Origin of the sequence: Priestia sp. YIM B13486 (assembly GCF_042787865.1) — a bacterium.
GTDB classification, from domain to species: Bacteria; Bacillota; Bacilli; order Bacillales; family Bacillaceae_H; genus Priestia; species Priestia megaterium.
Genome location: NZ_JBHZOZ010000016.1, coordinates 57006 through 71992, shown reverse-complemented (window position 1 = coordinate 71992; position 14987 = coordinate 57006). Strand labels below are relative to the sequence as shown.

Sequence of the window (14987 nt, the reverse complement as noted above, 5' to 3'; positions counted from 1 at the left end):
TTTAAAAAACAAAAAGACAGTAGAATAAGAATGATTAATCCACTGTCTTTAACAATAAAATCCACGTTTATTAAGAAACTATGAATTACATTTACATGTATTTTTTTATATATTTTTCATGGCTCGTTAACGTTTTGTTTGCAAGTTTCTCAACTTTTTCAATAAACAGGTCAGGAATTTCAAAAGGTATAGGGTAATCTTCCTCATTATAGAGTGCTGACGAATTATTCTCCAAACATTTGAATTGATGTATTAAAAACCTATACCAATGGTGTTCAGCAAGCTTAATTCCTCTTTCATACCAGTAATAATAGTTTTTTGATTCTATTTCTTTTAAATATTTGCAATAAAGATAAATAGCTTCTATATAATAATATTTAATATGAGATAAATATTCTATAGCAGATTCATACAATTGAATAGCATCTCGTTGTTCAACTGTAACGAAAGCAACCATCAAATTTTTCAATCCTAAAGTATAGGGGTTGGTTACTACAAGGTCTCGTAATTCTTTTAGAGAATAAGGTTCTATTTTTGCTCTAATATAGGTACTTTGCATTATTTCTAGTCGGAGTTTTTTATATAATTTTTCAATATATTTCTCAATTTCTTCTACACCTAACTCTTTTTTATTGGCCTTTGCCTCTAATAAGAAAAATTGGTCTTGCTTCATTATAAAGGGTGATGTGAATTTGTTTAAAGCATTATAATAACCTAGTTTGAATAAGATGTTAGGGACATCGTCAAAATTACTACTACTCAATTTAGAATCTAAAAACTTTTGTAAAACCTCAAAATCTTTTCCTTGAATAGTATAAAGTGTTATAGCATAAGATTGAATACCTCCCAAAAATCTATCACCTTCAAAAGTATGTAAATCTTCAAAGGGAACTAATTCACACAATCGATTATAGGCATCGCTAAAGTTGCCTTTAAAATATTTGATTTTGCATAATACTACTTTAAAATAGGTACTCCAACTTTCATTTTCATCAAAATGACCCTCTAAGGCTTCACAAGAGGTTAAGAAATCATCTGGTATATCTAAACCTAAAGTTATGGCTGTCAATGTAGAAATATATTCAAGTTTCTCTACCTTATCTACCTCAACTTTGGAGAGGTAGTTAATGGCTTTTATGATATTTTCTTTGTTTTTATCGTATATTTTTTGAGATAAATTCTCGTCGAAAGTTTGCATATAATAAATCATGTCTGCTAAGTAACTATTATATTTGTAAGCTCTTTTATAATAGAAAGCTTTCTCCTGTTCATTTCTTTTTTCGAAATGAACTTCTGCAAATCTGCCAATTATAGATTGTAATTTAACAAATTCTCCTGATGATTCAACTAAAGATTTATTTTCTAAAGACTTAAGTTCTCTATAACTAATTTTATGCGAATTAACGTTAAGCTCTTTGAAATTAAAAAAAGCTTTAAAGTTTCCCAAAGATATTCCATTCGGAAACAAGCTCAGCATTTCAAGAGCAAGTTGCTCGTTGCGCTTTAATCTTTTATATGAATAGTTAATTGAATGAAATAAAGATTCTGAGCGTTCTATATTCTTATCTACAGCTTCATTATAAATGTCCTCATAATCTAAAGAAGTTACGCTAAAGAAATCATCTTTTAATTCATTTTTAAGACTAACCATAGACATGTTATTTAAGCTAGTTTGAGTAATTAATTTTATAGCCAAAGGATTATTATTTAATAATTTTTCTAGTATTTCTTCTTTTAGTATTTTAATTTCTACTTCAGTTCTTTTAACTCGATATAACTTACAAAATAGTTCAGAAGCTTCTTCCGTACTGAGTGTCCTTAGTTCATGACGATTCTCAAAATTAAATCCTACCCATTCTCTAGAAGTTATTACAATTTGAGAATAGTCACATATAAAATTAATTAAACTTTTAATTTGACTAATTTCCTTAACATATAACAAAGATTCAAGATTATCTAAAATTATAAGCTTATCTGTTTTGAAATAATTTTGCTTTAAATGTTCTTTAAAGTTTAACGTCTTGTCTAAATTGAAACATGTGGCTAATTTCTGTTCAAATACTGTATAGGTGGTGATATGTTCACAATCTATAAAATAAAAACCTTCTGAGAAATAATTTCTTTTAGCTAACTCTAATGCTACTTTACTAATGATTGTAGTTTTGCCAATTCCTCCAGACCCTTTAATAGTCAATATTTGCTGTTTTTGATCTAAAATTTTTCTTATAATGTCTTCTATATCAGTTTGTCTTCCTACAAAGTTTACTAAGTTTTTCGGATGAATTTCCTCAGCAATAAACGGTGTACTTTTCATATTCTGAACGCTGTTATTTGTTTTATTGCCTACCGGTATTAAATCAATGTTTTCCTCATTAAAAATTATAGAATTAGGTATTTTGTCAATAGAATTTTTTCTGAAAATCCTAAAAAGAATATTACTTAATTCGCTTTCTTTCCCCAACTTACTAATTAGCATTGGTAAACTTGTAGTACCTATCTCACTTGCATTAAAATCATCCATAGTAAAAAGGAAAATACCTTCTATTGAAGAGTGATCTGTCATATCTTCTAATTTGAATAAAGGTACAGGAGTGGCTTTTAAATAAGAATCTTCTATAATAATTTGACCTTCTATTATAGAGGAAAATATAAACACATACTTAGAACCTGTTAAACTGTTTAAACTATCTTCTGTTAAGTAATAAAAGTTTACATGTAAATCGAACTTATTAAAGTGTTTAAGAATTTTCTCTACATCATAATCAATATTTGTATCTAGAGGATTAGAAATTAAAATTGAAATTTCCATCAACTGTTTAATTGCAGATTTCTCAGAATTCACATCAGTTTTTGCAGCATCTAGGGAGTTATTTTCTCTCTCTTTTATTTCTGTATGGATTGTTTCGACTAATTCTTCTCCAGTCATTGGAATATACTCAACTTTTTTTTGTAATAATTTACTAACTTTATGTTTTGGTAAGTCTGGAGTAACTAGAAATGACTCATTTATATTATTTCCAAGATTAGCAACAACATTATCCAATAAGTAATCAATATTTTGGTCAGATAGGCTATACCCCACGAATAATATAGTTTTTTCTGATAAAAGTGATTTAATCTTATTCCAGATAGGTTCATCGGATTTTCTGAAGAAATTAGTATAGTCATCTTTTGTAATTACAATGGTATCTAATTGCTTTATGTCTCCATGAATTTTATATAATTTTATTTTTTTATCACCAGTATATGGTATATTTGAATTTTGAATGATAGGACTTAAATCTCTTCCATAAGCCTCTTCAAACAACGTGTCGTAATTAGTGGTCACAATTGTATCAATTTGAGGTATTTCAGTCAGTAATTTATGGATTTTTATAGAATTTGGGTCTATATCTATGAGTTTAGTTAAAATGCGATTAAGGTCGTTTCTTGAATTATTTCTCATTTCAACAAAATTCCCACTTATATCTGATAGGTCACTTATGCCTTGAAGGTATTCTTTTTCTTCCTCGTTACATAAATTTAATATTTCCTCCTTTATTTCTTTCACACTAGGCATTCCTGCGTACGAGGAAAAGCCAGATCCTGCCCAAAGTATTACTTCATTGTTTTTTATTCTATTTATGAGCCTTTCTAATGACATGATTATGCCTCGCTCTCTTAAAATTTATAAAATATGAATTAGTGAGATAATAGTTTTATTGATTTCTGAAAAATTTCAAGTTAGTAACTTTTTTTGGAATATATTCCTTTATTAACACATGCACATAGTACTTTAATAAGTTTTACTAATTTAAAAATGGATTGAGATTAGATAAGTTAATCTGTGTTAAATTTATCTAATTTTAAAGGGGGATTGAACAAATTGAAATAGAGCAACCTAATTACTTAGATTGCTTTCTTAATTTATTCATTAATTAGTTGAAGTAGCGTACTAACTGTCTAGTTTTGCTTACTAAACGTAAAGTTAAAGATTCTTTAGTACTTTTCTTTAACTCTCTAGATACTTCAGTTTTATTTGTCAAAACAACATCAGGCCCAGATATTATAAGTTTTTTATCTGTAATATGAATTTCCTCACCAAATAATGGAACAACGAATCCTCGATTATAAACAAAAGATATTGGATTGATGTCACTATTTAAAACGTTATCTTTAAAATCCTTTATATTTGATTGTAATTCTGATATTTTAACACTGAAATTTATGGCTTCTATTCTTTCCTTTTCATTATTCATATGTAGAAGCAATAATTGGATTGCATCATATTCATCGGCATTTATATTGAAGTAAAAGTTTTTAAACGTTACACGATAAAATTTTTCTATAGAATTTAGGCTTTTTACTAAATTAAAGATGTAGTCAATATCTTTTTTCAGATCCGTCTCATTATTTTCATCAATGCCAAAAGAGAAAGGAAATTCTTCTTCTATCACGTTACTGTTCATTTTATCAGTAGGAGCTATAATTAATTCACTCCCTTGTACAACCAAACTATGAAGAAGACCCAAAATTTGAAATGCCTGCTTTAATGATTTAACTTCTTTGAGATTAAATTTAAAAGTGTTTTTAATAAAATCAAATTCAAATGTGAATTTTTGGTGTGTGAATTTAAGTAATTGAACTGCACCTTTTCCATAACCTTCACATAATACATCATTTAAGTAAAAATCTTCGTAAGGTATACTTAAATCAGCTTTAAATCTTGTATTAGGTACAGGGATTAATTTTATTAATACATCACTTAAGTCTTGAGTAAAAGGAATTTCAATATTTTTATAGCTAGTTTTAATTGATCTAATATCCTGACTAGTTACTTCAATAATTTGAAACGGGTTTTGCATTAATTGTTCCTTAATATTAAAGTTTTTAAAGGAAAAATTAATGTTTATTTCTGCATTATCTAAGGGTTTAAAAGATCTATAGCTAATTTTCCCATTAGATATAGAAAAATCAGCACCAAGTCCCCATTTATTTAATAATACCGTCCCCTTTTTGCTATCAACTTTACTACACAATATATCCTTAACTATTTTTTTTTTATTTCTGTGTGAATCGTTTTGACTAATTCCTCTCCAGTCATTGGTATATACTCAACTTTTTTTTGTGATAATGCATTAACTTTATGTCTTGGCAAATTCGGGGTAACTAGGAATGACTCTTTCATATTATCACCAAGATTAGCAATAACGTTATCCAATAAGTAATCGATATTCTGATCAGATAGACTGTAACCTACAAATAATATAGTTTTTTCTGCTATAAGTGATTTGATTTTATTCCAAATAGGCTCATTTTCTCTTCTGAAAAAATTAGTATAGTCATTTTTTGTAATTATAATAGTATCTGGTTGTTTTATGTCTCCATGTATTTTATATAATTTTACCTGTCTATCATCAACATACGGTATATTTGAATTTTGTATAATTGTGCTTAAACTTCTCCCATAAGCTTCTTCAAATAATGTGTCATAATTGGTTGTTACAATTGTATTGATTTGAGGTATTTCAGTTAGCAAATTATGAGTGCTTAAGGAAATAGGATCTATATTTATAATCTTATTTAAAACACGATTTAGATCGTTTCTTGAGCCATTTCTCATTTCAACAAAATTTCCAGTCATGTCTGATAAATCGTTTATTTTTTGAAGATATTCTCTTTCTTCCTCAGTACATAAATTTAGAATTTCTTCTTGTATCTTATTCACGTTAGGCATTCCTGCATATAAAGAAAAACCTGCTCCTGTCCATAGTATTACTTCGTTGTTTCTTATCTTATCTATTAACCTCTGTAATGGCATAATCGTTCCCCGCCCTCTTAAAATTTATAAAACATGACTTGATAAAATTATAATATTATTTACTATTTAATAAAATAATAGCATATATTTCTAATTAATATACTTTTTTTGAGAAAAATACATTACTTTAGTAACTTCGTAATTTGCAACTAAAGACGTATTAAATTCCCTTATGAGCTGAAGGTAAAACCTATTCTATTTGAGTCATTTCATTTGTTATCTCCTACAATTGCACAATGTACTCAAGAAATAGAAAATTTATTATCTAAGTGAAAAAATTGGAAGATACAAAGGGAGGAAAAACAGATTATGCTTACTCAAAATACAAAAAAATAATAAGTGAGATTACAAGTGAGCTAGATCAATTCAGGAAGAGACATGAAATTAAATGAGATTATTATAAAAAATATTCACACCCCTAATATAGAAGAAAGGCTCTGTTATATAGTGCACTTTTATCTAAAGATTTTCTGATAACCTTCTAGGAATATTGCTTGAATATCTACCAAACAAAAGCAATCTTAAGGGGCTCAAAATGTTCTTTTTTCCGTTAATGTAATGCTATGTGGGAATAGTTCGTTAACCCCTTCCTTAATCATTGCTACTAAAATGCTTATAACGACGTCTTTATAGCTCTTCGTCTGACTTGCTAGGATTTAAATTGCGTTAGTGCTTTAATTTCATAAATATATAATAAATACGGTCAAGATTTTTAATGTACGCTCTTTTTGAATATGAAATAAGTAAAATCATAAGTATTAAGTCTTAGAGTAATGGTTCCTAGAATATATCTTATGTAAACTAGAAAAAGAAATAAGGCAAACCCTACTCATTTCTGAGTTAGGTTTGTAATTTTTATTTATACATGTAACTGCTGATTAACCAATCTCTTTACTCTCTCATAAGCTTTGACCTCACCTTGGTAAAAACAAGCACTGTTCCAGTCTTCTCTTTTCTCCGCATCCTTTCTCCACGCATCAGATTGTTCTAGTAACTTATCAATGTATTCAATAAATTTCTTTCGCTCCATTCAATCACCTTCTTTTATCAAATTTGGAAATATTTTTAAGTTGTTTTGATAAGTAATATTTCTAGAATTTAGTGAGAATACCTGTTGAAATTTGATATAATCTCCAGGACTTTTAGGAATAAAAGAAATGACCTCCAGTAATGAAAGTCATTTCTTTTATTCTATTACCTGTTTATGCTCATTTTGATGGGTTATTTTAATTCTTTTTGATTTTAAAAACATTACTTATGTTAATTTAAAAAAAATAAAAAAAGCTGCCAATACAGCTAGGCAGCCCTTCCTTAAATATCCCTAATTATTCTCTTTGCTATAAACCATAAAGGAGATATACTTATTTCTTTTGCTTGTTTGTTGATTTCTCATTATTCTTCCCTTTTTCAAAAGTAGTAATATCCGTATCTTCAACATGACTTTCTGGTTTCTGATTGTTTACTGAGGCTGTGACCTCTTCAATCTCTTTGATAACAGGAGAAGTTGTCACTTTAAGTTGAGCTTCTTGTTTCTTATCGGCTGAAAGTTTAACTTTTTCCTCTTTTGAAGCATCAGAAGCAATTGCAGCTGCAACTTCTTGGTAACTTTGATCTACGTGATTATCCATGTTTTGATAGATTTCAGAGTCAGCAAGTTCAGGAATCGCGGGGAGTTCTGACTGTTCAATTTTTGCTTCTTCCTTTAGAACAGTATCCTTCATCTCTTTAATCTCTTGAATTTTACGCTTACCAATGATGACTTCTTCCACAACTACAGGCCTCTTGGTTACTTCAACTCGCTCCTCCATAATAGGAATACGAATGATCTCGTTCTCTGTCAATGGGCTACCATCATACTGACCGTCTATGACCGGGCGCCGTTCTACGTAGACTTCCTCACGCATAACTGGAACCTGGATAGTTCGTAGTTCTTCTACAATTTCCTTACGAAGTTGTATTTCCCCAGTCTGAACTCGCTCTTTCCTTACATTAAGTTGCTCTTCACGAAGTAGCACTGACCTATGCCCCTCTGTCTCGTATGGAGACTCCCTAACCGTAGTATATGAAGGAATTGTTTGAGTTTCATCCACATCAATTAGGACAAGGATTTTCCCTTCCTTTACATCCATTTCACACTGTTTTGCAGTAAAGTTTTGAATCCCCATTCTAACAAGTTTTGAAGTTAGGCCACCAGCTTGGGTAGTAGAAATCATTCCACCTGTCATCATGGTAAGAAAGCTGTCCATCATCACACCTGCCAACGAACTTACAGCTGATGTTCCAGCTTCTATCATTACATTCGTCTCAGTCCCCAACTGTAAAGTATTATTGCTATCCTTTGCTACTACTAATATGTCTGTTTCACGATACCCCTGATGTTTTAACCCCTTAATTGCATGTATCGCTTCTTGCTCCGAATGAAAAGTCCCTGCAACTCGTTTTCTCGTTCCCATTTTCCCATCCCCTTAAATTTTAATTAAACGAAAACTTCTTTTCACATTTAATTCCATCCTTATTGTGTATATCATGTACCCAGTGGGTTCCTATTTAAAACTTAATACGGATGACTATGTAAATGACCCCTAAATTATAAAATGTAGAAAGATGAAGTAGAGGCAATATCCATATTCGGGAAAACTTTAGAGTTTTTATTGAAAAAGAACATTTGTTCGTATATAATATGAAAAAGGAAAAACCTCATATTTTTCCTTAATTGAAACATATAGGATATTTAATACAGAGATAATTTACAATTAGTTTTCATGGGGGAGAAAAAGCGATGAATTCTACATACCATCATTTAAAAGATACAAAAAAAGAAGAAGGGCAAAAAGAATTACTTGAGAGAAACCTAGAAGCTCATAGAAGTAGAAGATGGGTAACCAACTCTATTTACGCTATGTCACTACTTGGAGTCGTACTTTGTTTCTATTTTCATGTACCAAAGGCTGCAATTATTACTCTAATCTTATTTTTAATATGTGCAACTAGCGAAATACTGTATAGAGCGTTAGATAAAAAGATAGAATTACGGCTAAAACGGATTAAACAGGAGAAAAGAAAGATCATATTTAAAGGAAATAAATCCTAACAGCTTTTCTATAAATTCCTTTCTGCTATACAGATTTGAAATTATTTTTCACATGAGAACGAAGAAGAAAGAGGTAGCTTGCTCTATCCAAGAAAAAATTACATACGTTAATTGGGTTAAAACAATTCAAGTATTTTAACATGATAAAAATATAAATAAAACGCTTTCATCTTTGTTCTATTCACTTATTTTCTTTGTTACAATGAAATTATAGGGATTAGGGTAGATGGGAGAGATATGAGTACAAATCTATTGATAACTTTAGGGGTTATATTCCTTACAACAGTAGCCATCACTATTTTAATTAAAATTCCGGAAGAAGATTAAACGACACTATAAAATAAAAAGCACCTCATTCTATTGGCATTGGAGAGTGAGGTGACTTTTTTTGATTTTGAGTTATACTTTGCGAAAGTATAAGAAAGGTTAGGTCTACTAGTAATTATAACATATCAATTGAAAGGTTGTCATACAAATTTTATTATAGAAGAGCACCCTTGTATTTTAATAACAGGGGTTCTCTTTAGCATGATCATAAGTATTTTTATCATTTTGTAACTTAACAAAATATCTCTTTTAAGAAAGCATATAAACTGTTAACACCTATAAATTTTTTTAGTTTTATCTTTTTGAATTCTTAGATTAACCATCTTTTTTCTTTAGAAGCTTTTTATCCTATAGAAGAATAATAGTTCTTACAATATAATGTTTTCCTCATTATGCATATCCGATATATGACTTCGTTGTCCTGGTTTCACAAATATCATAGATACCATTCCAATTATTACAGCAATGGCAGCAGCAGTAAACATAGCATCATACCCATGTGTCGCAACAAGACTTCCTGTTAGCGTAGGTGCAATAATAGTAGCCAGGTTTGCAATAAAATGAGTTGCTCCCCCAAAAGTTCCTGCTTTATTGGGCTCTGTATCAAGAACAACTGTCCAATAGATCGAATTGGGCAGGTAATTAAAGGCATTACCTATACACATTAATAAAAGCACTGAGGTCGCGCTTCCAACCGTTGGGATTAGCATAAAACAAATAGCTGTAAAAAATAAGCAGACTACTGTGAACCAAGATCTAGCTATACGCAAATTTCCTGTTTTCTCACGTAATTTATCCGAAATTTTCCCTCCTACTAATCCTGTAACAATAGCACCTACCCATGGAATCATACCTATATACGAAAGAGATGCTAAAGAATAATTAAATTCATCTTGCAGATATTTTGGAGTCCAAGTTAGTAATAGGATATTGACATACAAAAATGAAAAGTAACCAATAGCGTTCATTACTAATGTAGGGTTTTTAAAAAAATAATACCAAGGAACATTTTGAGGGTTTGTATTATCTAATTGTAATTCACCTTTTATTAAATTATCTGTGCTTCGAATTTTTTGAAGTTCAATTTTTGAAACTCTCGGATGATCTTCAGGTAAATTTGTAAATATTTTTCTCCATATTAATACCCAAATAAAACCTAATAGGCCAAGAATAATAAATGTTATCTTCCAATTAGTGACTGTGAGAAGACCCACTACGATAGGTGCCGTGACCAATGCTCCAATTGGAGTTCCAACTAAGCCAAGTGCTACAGAAAAACCTTTTTCTTTTGGAGACACCCAATTTGCCATTGTTCGGTTCATTGTAGATAAAGTAGGCCCTTCAGCCAGACCAAATAAAACACGAAATACCGCAAAACCTGCTAATGCAGAACCCCCAAAAAACGCTGCACCTATGTGACCAGCAAATATAGTGCCAATTTCAAATATTGACCATGTAGTTCCAGCAAGAATCCACATAAACTTAGGACCTTTCTTATCTGCTAATGCTCCTCCAAATAGTGCTCCGAAAATATAACCATAGCCAAAATAACCCAAAATTGCTCCCCAGCTTACTGGATTTAAGTTGAATTCTTGAATAATTTCAGCCTGAGCGTATGAAAGTGCTCCTCTATCTATGTAATTTATGATGGTTATAATAACAATCATAAAAATAATAAAGTAGCGATAATTATTTTTCACCAATTATTTCTCTCCTCTCTCATTTGGTCACTCTTCTTACTGAGATAGAAAGCTTCATAATAAATGTCTAGAAATTTGGCACTTTCAAAAGAATAAGGAGGTCAATATTTTATTTCCTACTTGCAAAGCCTGTTAAAAAATTCAAGAATACATGAACTCCTGCTTTAACAGTAATTCCTGATTTATCCCGTAAGGGATCTAAACATACAATATCCATTGCTTGGACTAATGGATATGAACCCGCAATGTATATCGCTTCGAACAATTCATCCGTTCTCATTCCTCCTGTTGTTCCTGCTGGTACACCAGGGGCATAAGCGATATCAAGAACATCCATATCTACTGTAAGATAAATGGCATCCACTTTCTTAGCTAAATCGTCTAAGGCTTTTTCAACTGTATTAGAGATTCCTGTTTTTCTAGCTTGAAGTAAGGTCACGTAATTAACCTTGTGGGTATCTGCATACTCTTTGAGAGATTTAGAGTTATAAAACCCATGCAGGCCAATATTCCAAACGTTTTTGCCTTCAACGTTACCACTCTCAATTAGGTTTCGAATGGGCGTTCCATTTGATGGTCCGTTATCTTCTAAACTGCGTAAATCGAAATGTGTATCGAATTGAAGAATGCCTATACGTTGTTCTGGATGCGACTCTTTCCAGCCTTTTACTAACATAGCCGTAATCGAATGATCTCCCCCTAACATGATAGGCAGTGTATGGGGGTGATATTTCCGCATTGAAATCATTGCTTCTTTAATATACTGATGAGAAAGTGAAATATCTGTTACATGCTGTTTGACATCGCCTAAATCTAAAACCGATAAGGAGGTCAAATCCGTATCATATTCAATGTGATACGGATTAAACGATTTCCATAGTTGCCTCATGGCAAGGGGTGTTTCACTTGCCCCTGAGGCACTAATAGAAGATCTCGAAAGAGGGACTCCCAAAACGGTTACATCTACAGCTTGAAAATCTATTTCATCTTGCACTTCAAAAGTCTCGATCCAATCACTTACCTTAGGTTCAGTTGAACGCTGTCTTTCCCAATGAAAAGAGGGACGATTAAGTTGTGGGTACGGGTACGTCACGTAAAACCCCACCTTCCACAATCACTTGTCCTTTTTTAATCACAGTATCTACAAGGTTCACTGCATAGTTATATTGCAACGTTTGATAATTTGGTGCATCAAATAAAACAAGGTCCCCTTTCTTTCCTACTTCGATACTCCCAACTTCATCGGCTCTTCCAATGGCATGAGCTGCATTAATTGTACATGCTGTTAGGACTTCGGCTGGCGTCATCTTCATCGTAAGACATGCTAGATTCATAATAAAAGGTAATGATTCAGTAGGTGATGACCCTGGGTTACGATCAGTTGAAAGGGCAACCGGAACTCCAGCTTCAATCATCTTTCTTGCATTCGCAGGCTTCTCCATTAAAAAGAACGCTGTACCTGGCAACAAGACTGCAATAACCCCACTTTTAGCCATTTGTTTAATACCTTCATCGGATGCCTGTAATAAATGGTCGGCTGAAACAGCCCCTACTTTTGCTGCAAGTTCTGCACCGCCAAATTGAACAATTTCATCTGCATGTATTTTTGGCTTTAATCCGTAGACTTTTCCTGCCTCAAGAATTTGCTCCGACTGTTCAACTGTAAAGACTCCTTCTTCACAAAAAACATCGCAAAACTCAGCTAAATTTTCTTCTGCAACTCTTGGAATCATTTCCTCTATCACTAAACGAACAAATTCGTCTGGGTTTTCTTTATATTCAACTGGAACAGCATGAGCTCCCATGAAGGTAGAAATTAAATCAACAGGGTGTTTTTCGTGTAGCTTTTTTGCTGCTCGTAGCTGTTTCAATTCATCTTCCAGTGTCAAACCATATCCACTTTTCGCTTCAACCGTCGTAACTCCATATTGTAGAAAACGATTCAGGCGTTTAGAGGTTTCTTGGATCAGTTGTTCTTCTGTAGCTTCTCTTGTACTTGTTGTTGTTTGAAGAATTCCTCCGCCTGCTTTTAGGATATCAATATATTTAGCTCCGTTTAATCGCATCTCTAGTTCCTTTTCACGACTGCCCCCAAACACAATGTGAGTATGAGCATCAATTAGACCTGGAGTAACAATCTTTCCTGAAGCATCAATCGTATTTATATGTCCATTCAACGTATGAATATAGCGTTCTGCTTCAACATCTGATCCAACAAATGTAATCAACCCATTTTCCACTACAACACTACCATGTTCGATAATACCGATATCGGACATATCTTGAGCGCGTTTTGGTTCTTTAGTTCCGCCCCTAACTGTAATCAGTTGTGAAGCACATTTAATATACGTAATACATGACATAATGCTCACTCCTTTTCTTTTAGTCTAATGTTGGAATGTTCATGCCCTTTTCTTTGGCAGTTTGAATGGCTAATTCATAGCCTGCATCTAAATGACGAACTACGCCCATACCAGGATCTGTTGTTAATACGCGTTCAAGACGTTTAGCCGCATCTTCCGTACCATCTGCTACTACGACCATACCTGCGTGAAGAGAATATCCCATGCCTACGCCACCACCATGGTGAACAGATACCCAACTTGCCCCTGCGGCTGTGTTAACTAGTGCATTTAAAATAGGCCAATCTGCTACAGCATCACTGCCGTCTCTCATCGCTTCTGTTTCGCGGTTTGGTGAAGCAACAGATCCCGCGTCTAAATGATCTCTACCAATAACAATAGGTGCTGAAAGTTCTCCAGATGCAACCATTTCATTAATGATTTTTCCAAATCGTGCACGTTCTCCATATCCTAACCAACAGATACGTGCCGGTAATCCTTGAAATTCAATTTTTTCTCTCGCCATTTTAATCCAGTTACAAAGATGGGTATTATATGAGAATTCACGTAAAATAACTTCGTCTGTTTTATAAATATCTTCTGGATCACCTGATAAAGCTACCCAACGGAAAGGTCCTTTTCCTTCACAGAATTGAGGACGGATATAAGCAGGTACAAAACCTGGAAAGTTGAACGCGTCTTTTACGCCTTCATCTAACGCTACTTGACGAATATTATTTCCGTAGTCGAAAGCAATGGCTCCTTCTTTCTGCATATCTAACATAGCCTGAACATGAACAGCCATACTCGCCTTAGACTTCCTTACATATTCTTCAGGGTTTTCAGTACGTAATACTTCCCCTTGCTCTAAGGTAAAGCCTACTGGAAGATATCCATTTAATGGATCATGTGCGGATGTCTGATCCGTTACAATATCTGGAATAAATCCGCGTTTAATCATTTGAGGAAGTACTTCAGCTGCGTTTCCAACCAAACCAATTGAGAGCGCTTTTCCTGAGTCCTTTGCTTCTTGTGCTAGAGCAATGGCATCATCTAGGCTTTCTAACACAACGTCACAATAGCGTGTTTCAATTCGTTTTTCAATACGTGTTCGGTCAACATCAATTCCAATGACTACGCCCCCTGCCATTGTAACGGCTAATGGCTGAGCGCCTCCCATGCCTCCTAATCCAGCTGTTACGGTAATGGTACCTTCGAGACTACCATTAAAATGTTGTTTCGCACATTCAGCAAATGTTTCATACGTACCTTGTACAATTCCTTGACTTCCAATATAAATCCAGCTACCGGCTGTCATTTGCCCATACATCATTAATCCTTTTTTATCGAGTTCATGGAATTTTTCCCAATTTGCAAAGGCCGGAACAATATTGGAGTTAGCTAAGAGTACACGTGGTGCATCTTTATGAGTTTTAAAAACAGCTACTGGTTTTCCAGACTGTACTAATAATGTTTCATCCTCTTCTAGATCTTTCAAAGTGGCTACGATACGATCGAATGCATCCCAATTTCGAGCTGCCTTCCCTATTCCCCCATATACAACTAGTTTCTCCGGATGTTCTGCTACTTCTGGATCTAAATTGTTCATTAACATACGAAGAACTGCCTCTTGTACCCAACCTTTTGTATTTAATTCCTTTCCATGAGGCGCCTTAATTACTTTTTGTTCAGTAGTCATATTTCTTCCCCCTATAAATAAATTCAAA

General features: G+C 32.8%; 10 protein-coding genes. 1 reads left to right on the top strand and 9 read right to left on the bottom strand.

Translation table 11 applies throughout. The features are described 5' to 3' along the window. Positions 1 to 91 precede the first annotated feature (91 nt). The 5 genes from ACFX4G_RS25680 to ACFX4G_RS25660 all read right to left on the bottom strand — a co-directional run bounded on the left by ACFX4G_RS25680 (position 92) and on the right by ACFX4G_RS25660 (position 8253). Positions 92 to 3643 (bottom strand): SIR2 family protein, encoded by a 3552-nt coding sequence (locus tag ACFX4G_RS25680; RefSeq protein WP_377577823.1) that lies wholly within the window; start codon positions 3641 to 3643, stop codon positions 92 to 94. A gap of 274 nt (positions 3644 to 3917) precedes the next feature. Further along, positions 3918 to 5018 (bottom strand): hypothetical protein, encoded by a 1101-nt coding sequence (locus ACFX4G_RS25675; RefSeq protein ID WP_377577820.1) that lies wholly within the window; start codon positions 5016 to 5018, stop codon positions 3918 to 3920. A gap of 11 nt (positions 5019 to 5029) precedes the next feature. After that, positions 5030 to 5800, bottom strand: a complete 771-nt coding sequence (locus ACFX4G_RS25670; RefSeq protein ID WP_377577817.1) for an SIR2 family NAD-dependent protein deacylase — start codon at positions 5798 to 5800, stop codon at positions 5030 to 5032. An 859-nt stretch (positions 5801 to 6659) separates the two neighbouring features. After that, entirely contained in the window at positions 6660 to 6830 is a 171-nt protein-coding gene (locus tag ACFX4G_RS25665; protein ID WP_165574757.1) for a hypothetical protein, read from the bottom strand. Between the two features lie 331 nt (positions 6831 to 7161). Next, the gene (locus ACFX4G_RS25660) at positions 7162 to 8253 is read right to left on the bottom strand and encodes a YsnF/AvaK domain-containing protein (protein WP_377577814.1); all 1092 of its coding nucleotides are present in this window, start codon (positions 8251 to 8253) and stop codon (positions 7162 to 7164) included. 326 nt (positions 8254 to 8579) lie between these two features. On the opposite strand from ACFX4G_RS25660, the gene ACFX4G_RS25655 reads away from it, so the two are divergent. Beyond that, positions 8580 to 8891, top strand: coding sequence for a hypothetical protein (locus ACFX4G_RS25655; RefSeq protein WP_028408938.1), 312 nt, complete (start codon positions 8580 to 8582; stop codon positions 8889 to 8891). Between the two features lie 695 nt (positions 8892 to 9586). Here ACFX4G_RS25655 and ACFX4G_RS25650 read toward each other — a convergent pair. The 4 genes from ACFX4G_RS25650 to hutU all read right to left on the bottom strand — a co-directional run bounded on the left by ACFX4G_RS25650 (position 9587) and on the right by hutU (position 14959). Beyond that, positions 9587 to 10921 (bottom strand): MFS transporter, encoded by a 1335-nt coding sequence (locus tag ACFX4G_RS25650; protein WP_377577811.1) that lies wholly within the window; start codon positions 10919 to 10921, stop codon positions 9587 to 9589. Positions 10922 to 11027: 106 nt separating this feature from the next. Next, positions 11028 to 12011, bottom strand: a complete 984-nt coding sequence (locus ACFX4G_RS25645; protein ID WP_377577808.1) for an agmatinase family protein — start codon at positions 12009 to 12011, stop codon at positions 11028 to 11030. Beyond that, entirely contained in the window at positions 11986 to 13281 is a 1296-nt protein-coding gene (hutI, locus tag ACFX4G_RS25640) for an imidazolonepropionase (RefSeq protein ID WP_377577805.1), read from the bottom strand. The genes ACFX4G_RS25645 and hutI overlap by 26 nt, the downstream gene beginning before the upstream one ends. A 19-nt stretch (positions 13282 to 13300) precedes the next feature. Next, on the bottom strand, positions 13301 to 14959 hold the full coding sequence (gene hutU / locus ACFX4G_RS25635) for a urocanate hydratase (protein WP_013082675.1): 1659 nt from the start codon (positions 14957 to 14959) through the stop codon (positions 13301 to 13303). Between the last annotated feature and the right edge of the window lie 28 nt (positions 14960 to 14987).

Coding starts and splice junctions, on each gene's coding strand:
- ACFX4G_RS25660 (WP_377577814.1), bottom strand. CDS start 8,253: ATGGGAACGAGAAAACGAGTTGCAGGGACTTTTCATTCGGAGCAAGAA.
- ACFX4G_RS25665 (WP_165574757.1), bottom strand. CDS start 6,830: ATGGAGCGAAAGAAATTTATTGAATACATTGATAAGTTACTAGAACAA.
- hutU (WP_013082675.1), bottom strand. CDS start 14,959: ATGACTACTGAACAAAAAGTAATTAAGGCGCCTCATGGAAAGGAATTA.
- ACFX4G_RS25655 (WP_028408938.1), top strand. CDS start 8,580: ATGAATTCTACATACCATCATTTAAAAGATACAAAAAAAGAAGAAGGG.
- hutI (WP_377577805.1), bottom strand. CDS start 13,281: ATGTCATGTATTACGTATATTAAATGTGCTTCACAACTGATTACAGTT.
- ACFX4G_RS25680 (WP_377577823.1), bottom strand. CDS start 3,643: ATGTCATTAGAAAGGCTCATAAATAGAATAAAAAACAATGAAGTAATA.
- ACFX4G_RS25670 (WP_377577817.1), bottom strand. CDS start 5,800: ATGCCATTACAGAGGTTAATAGATAAGATAAGAAACAACGAAGTAATA.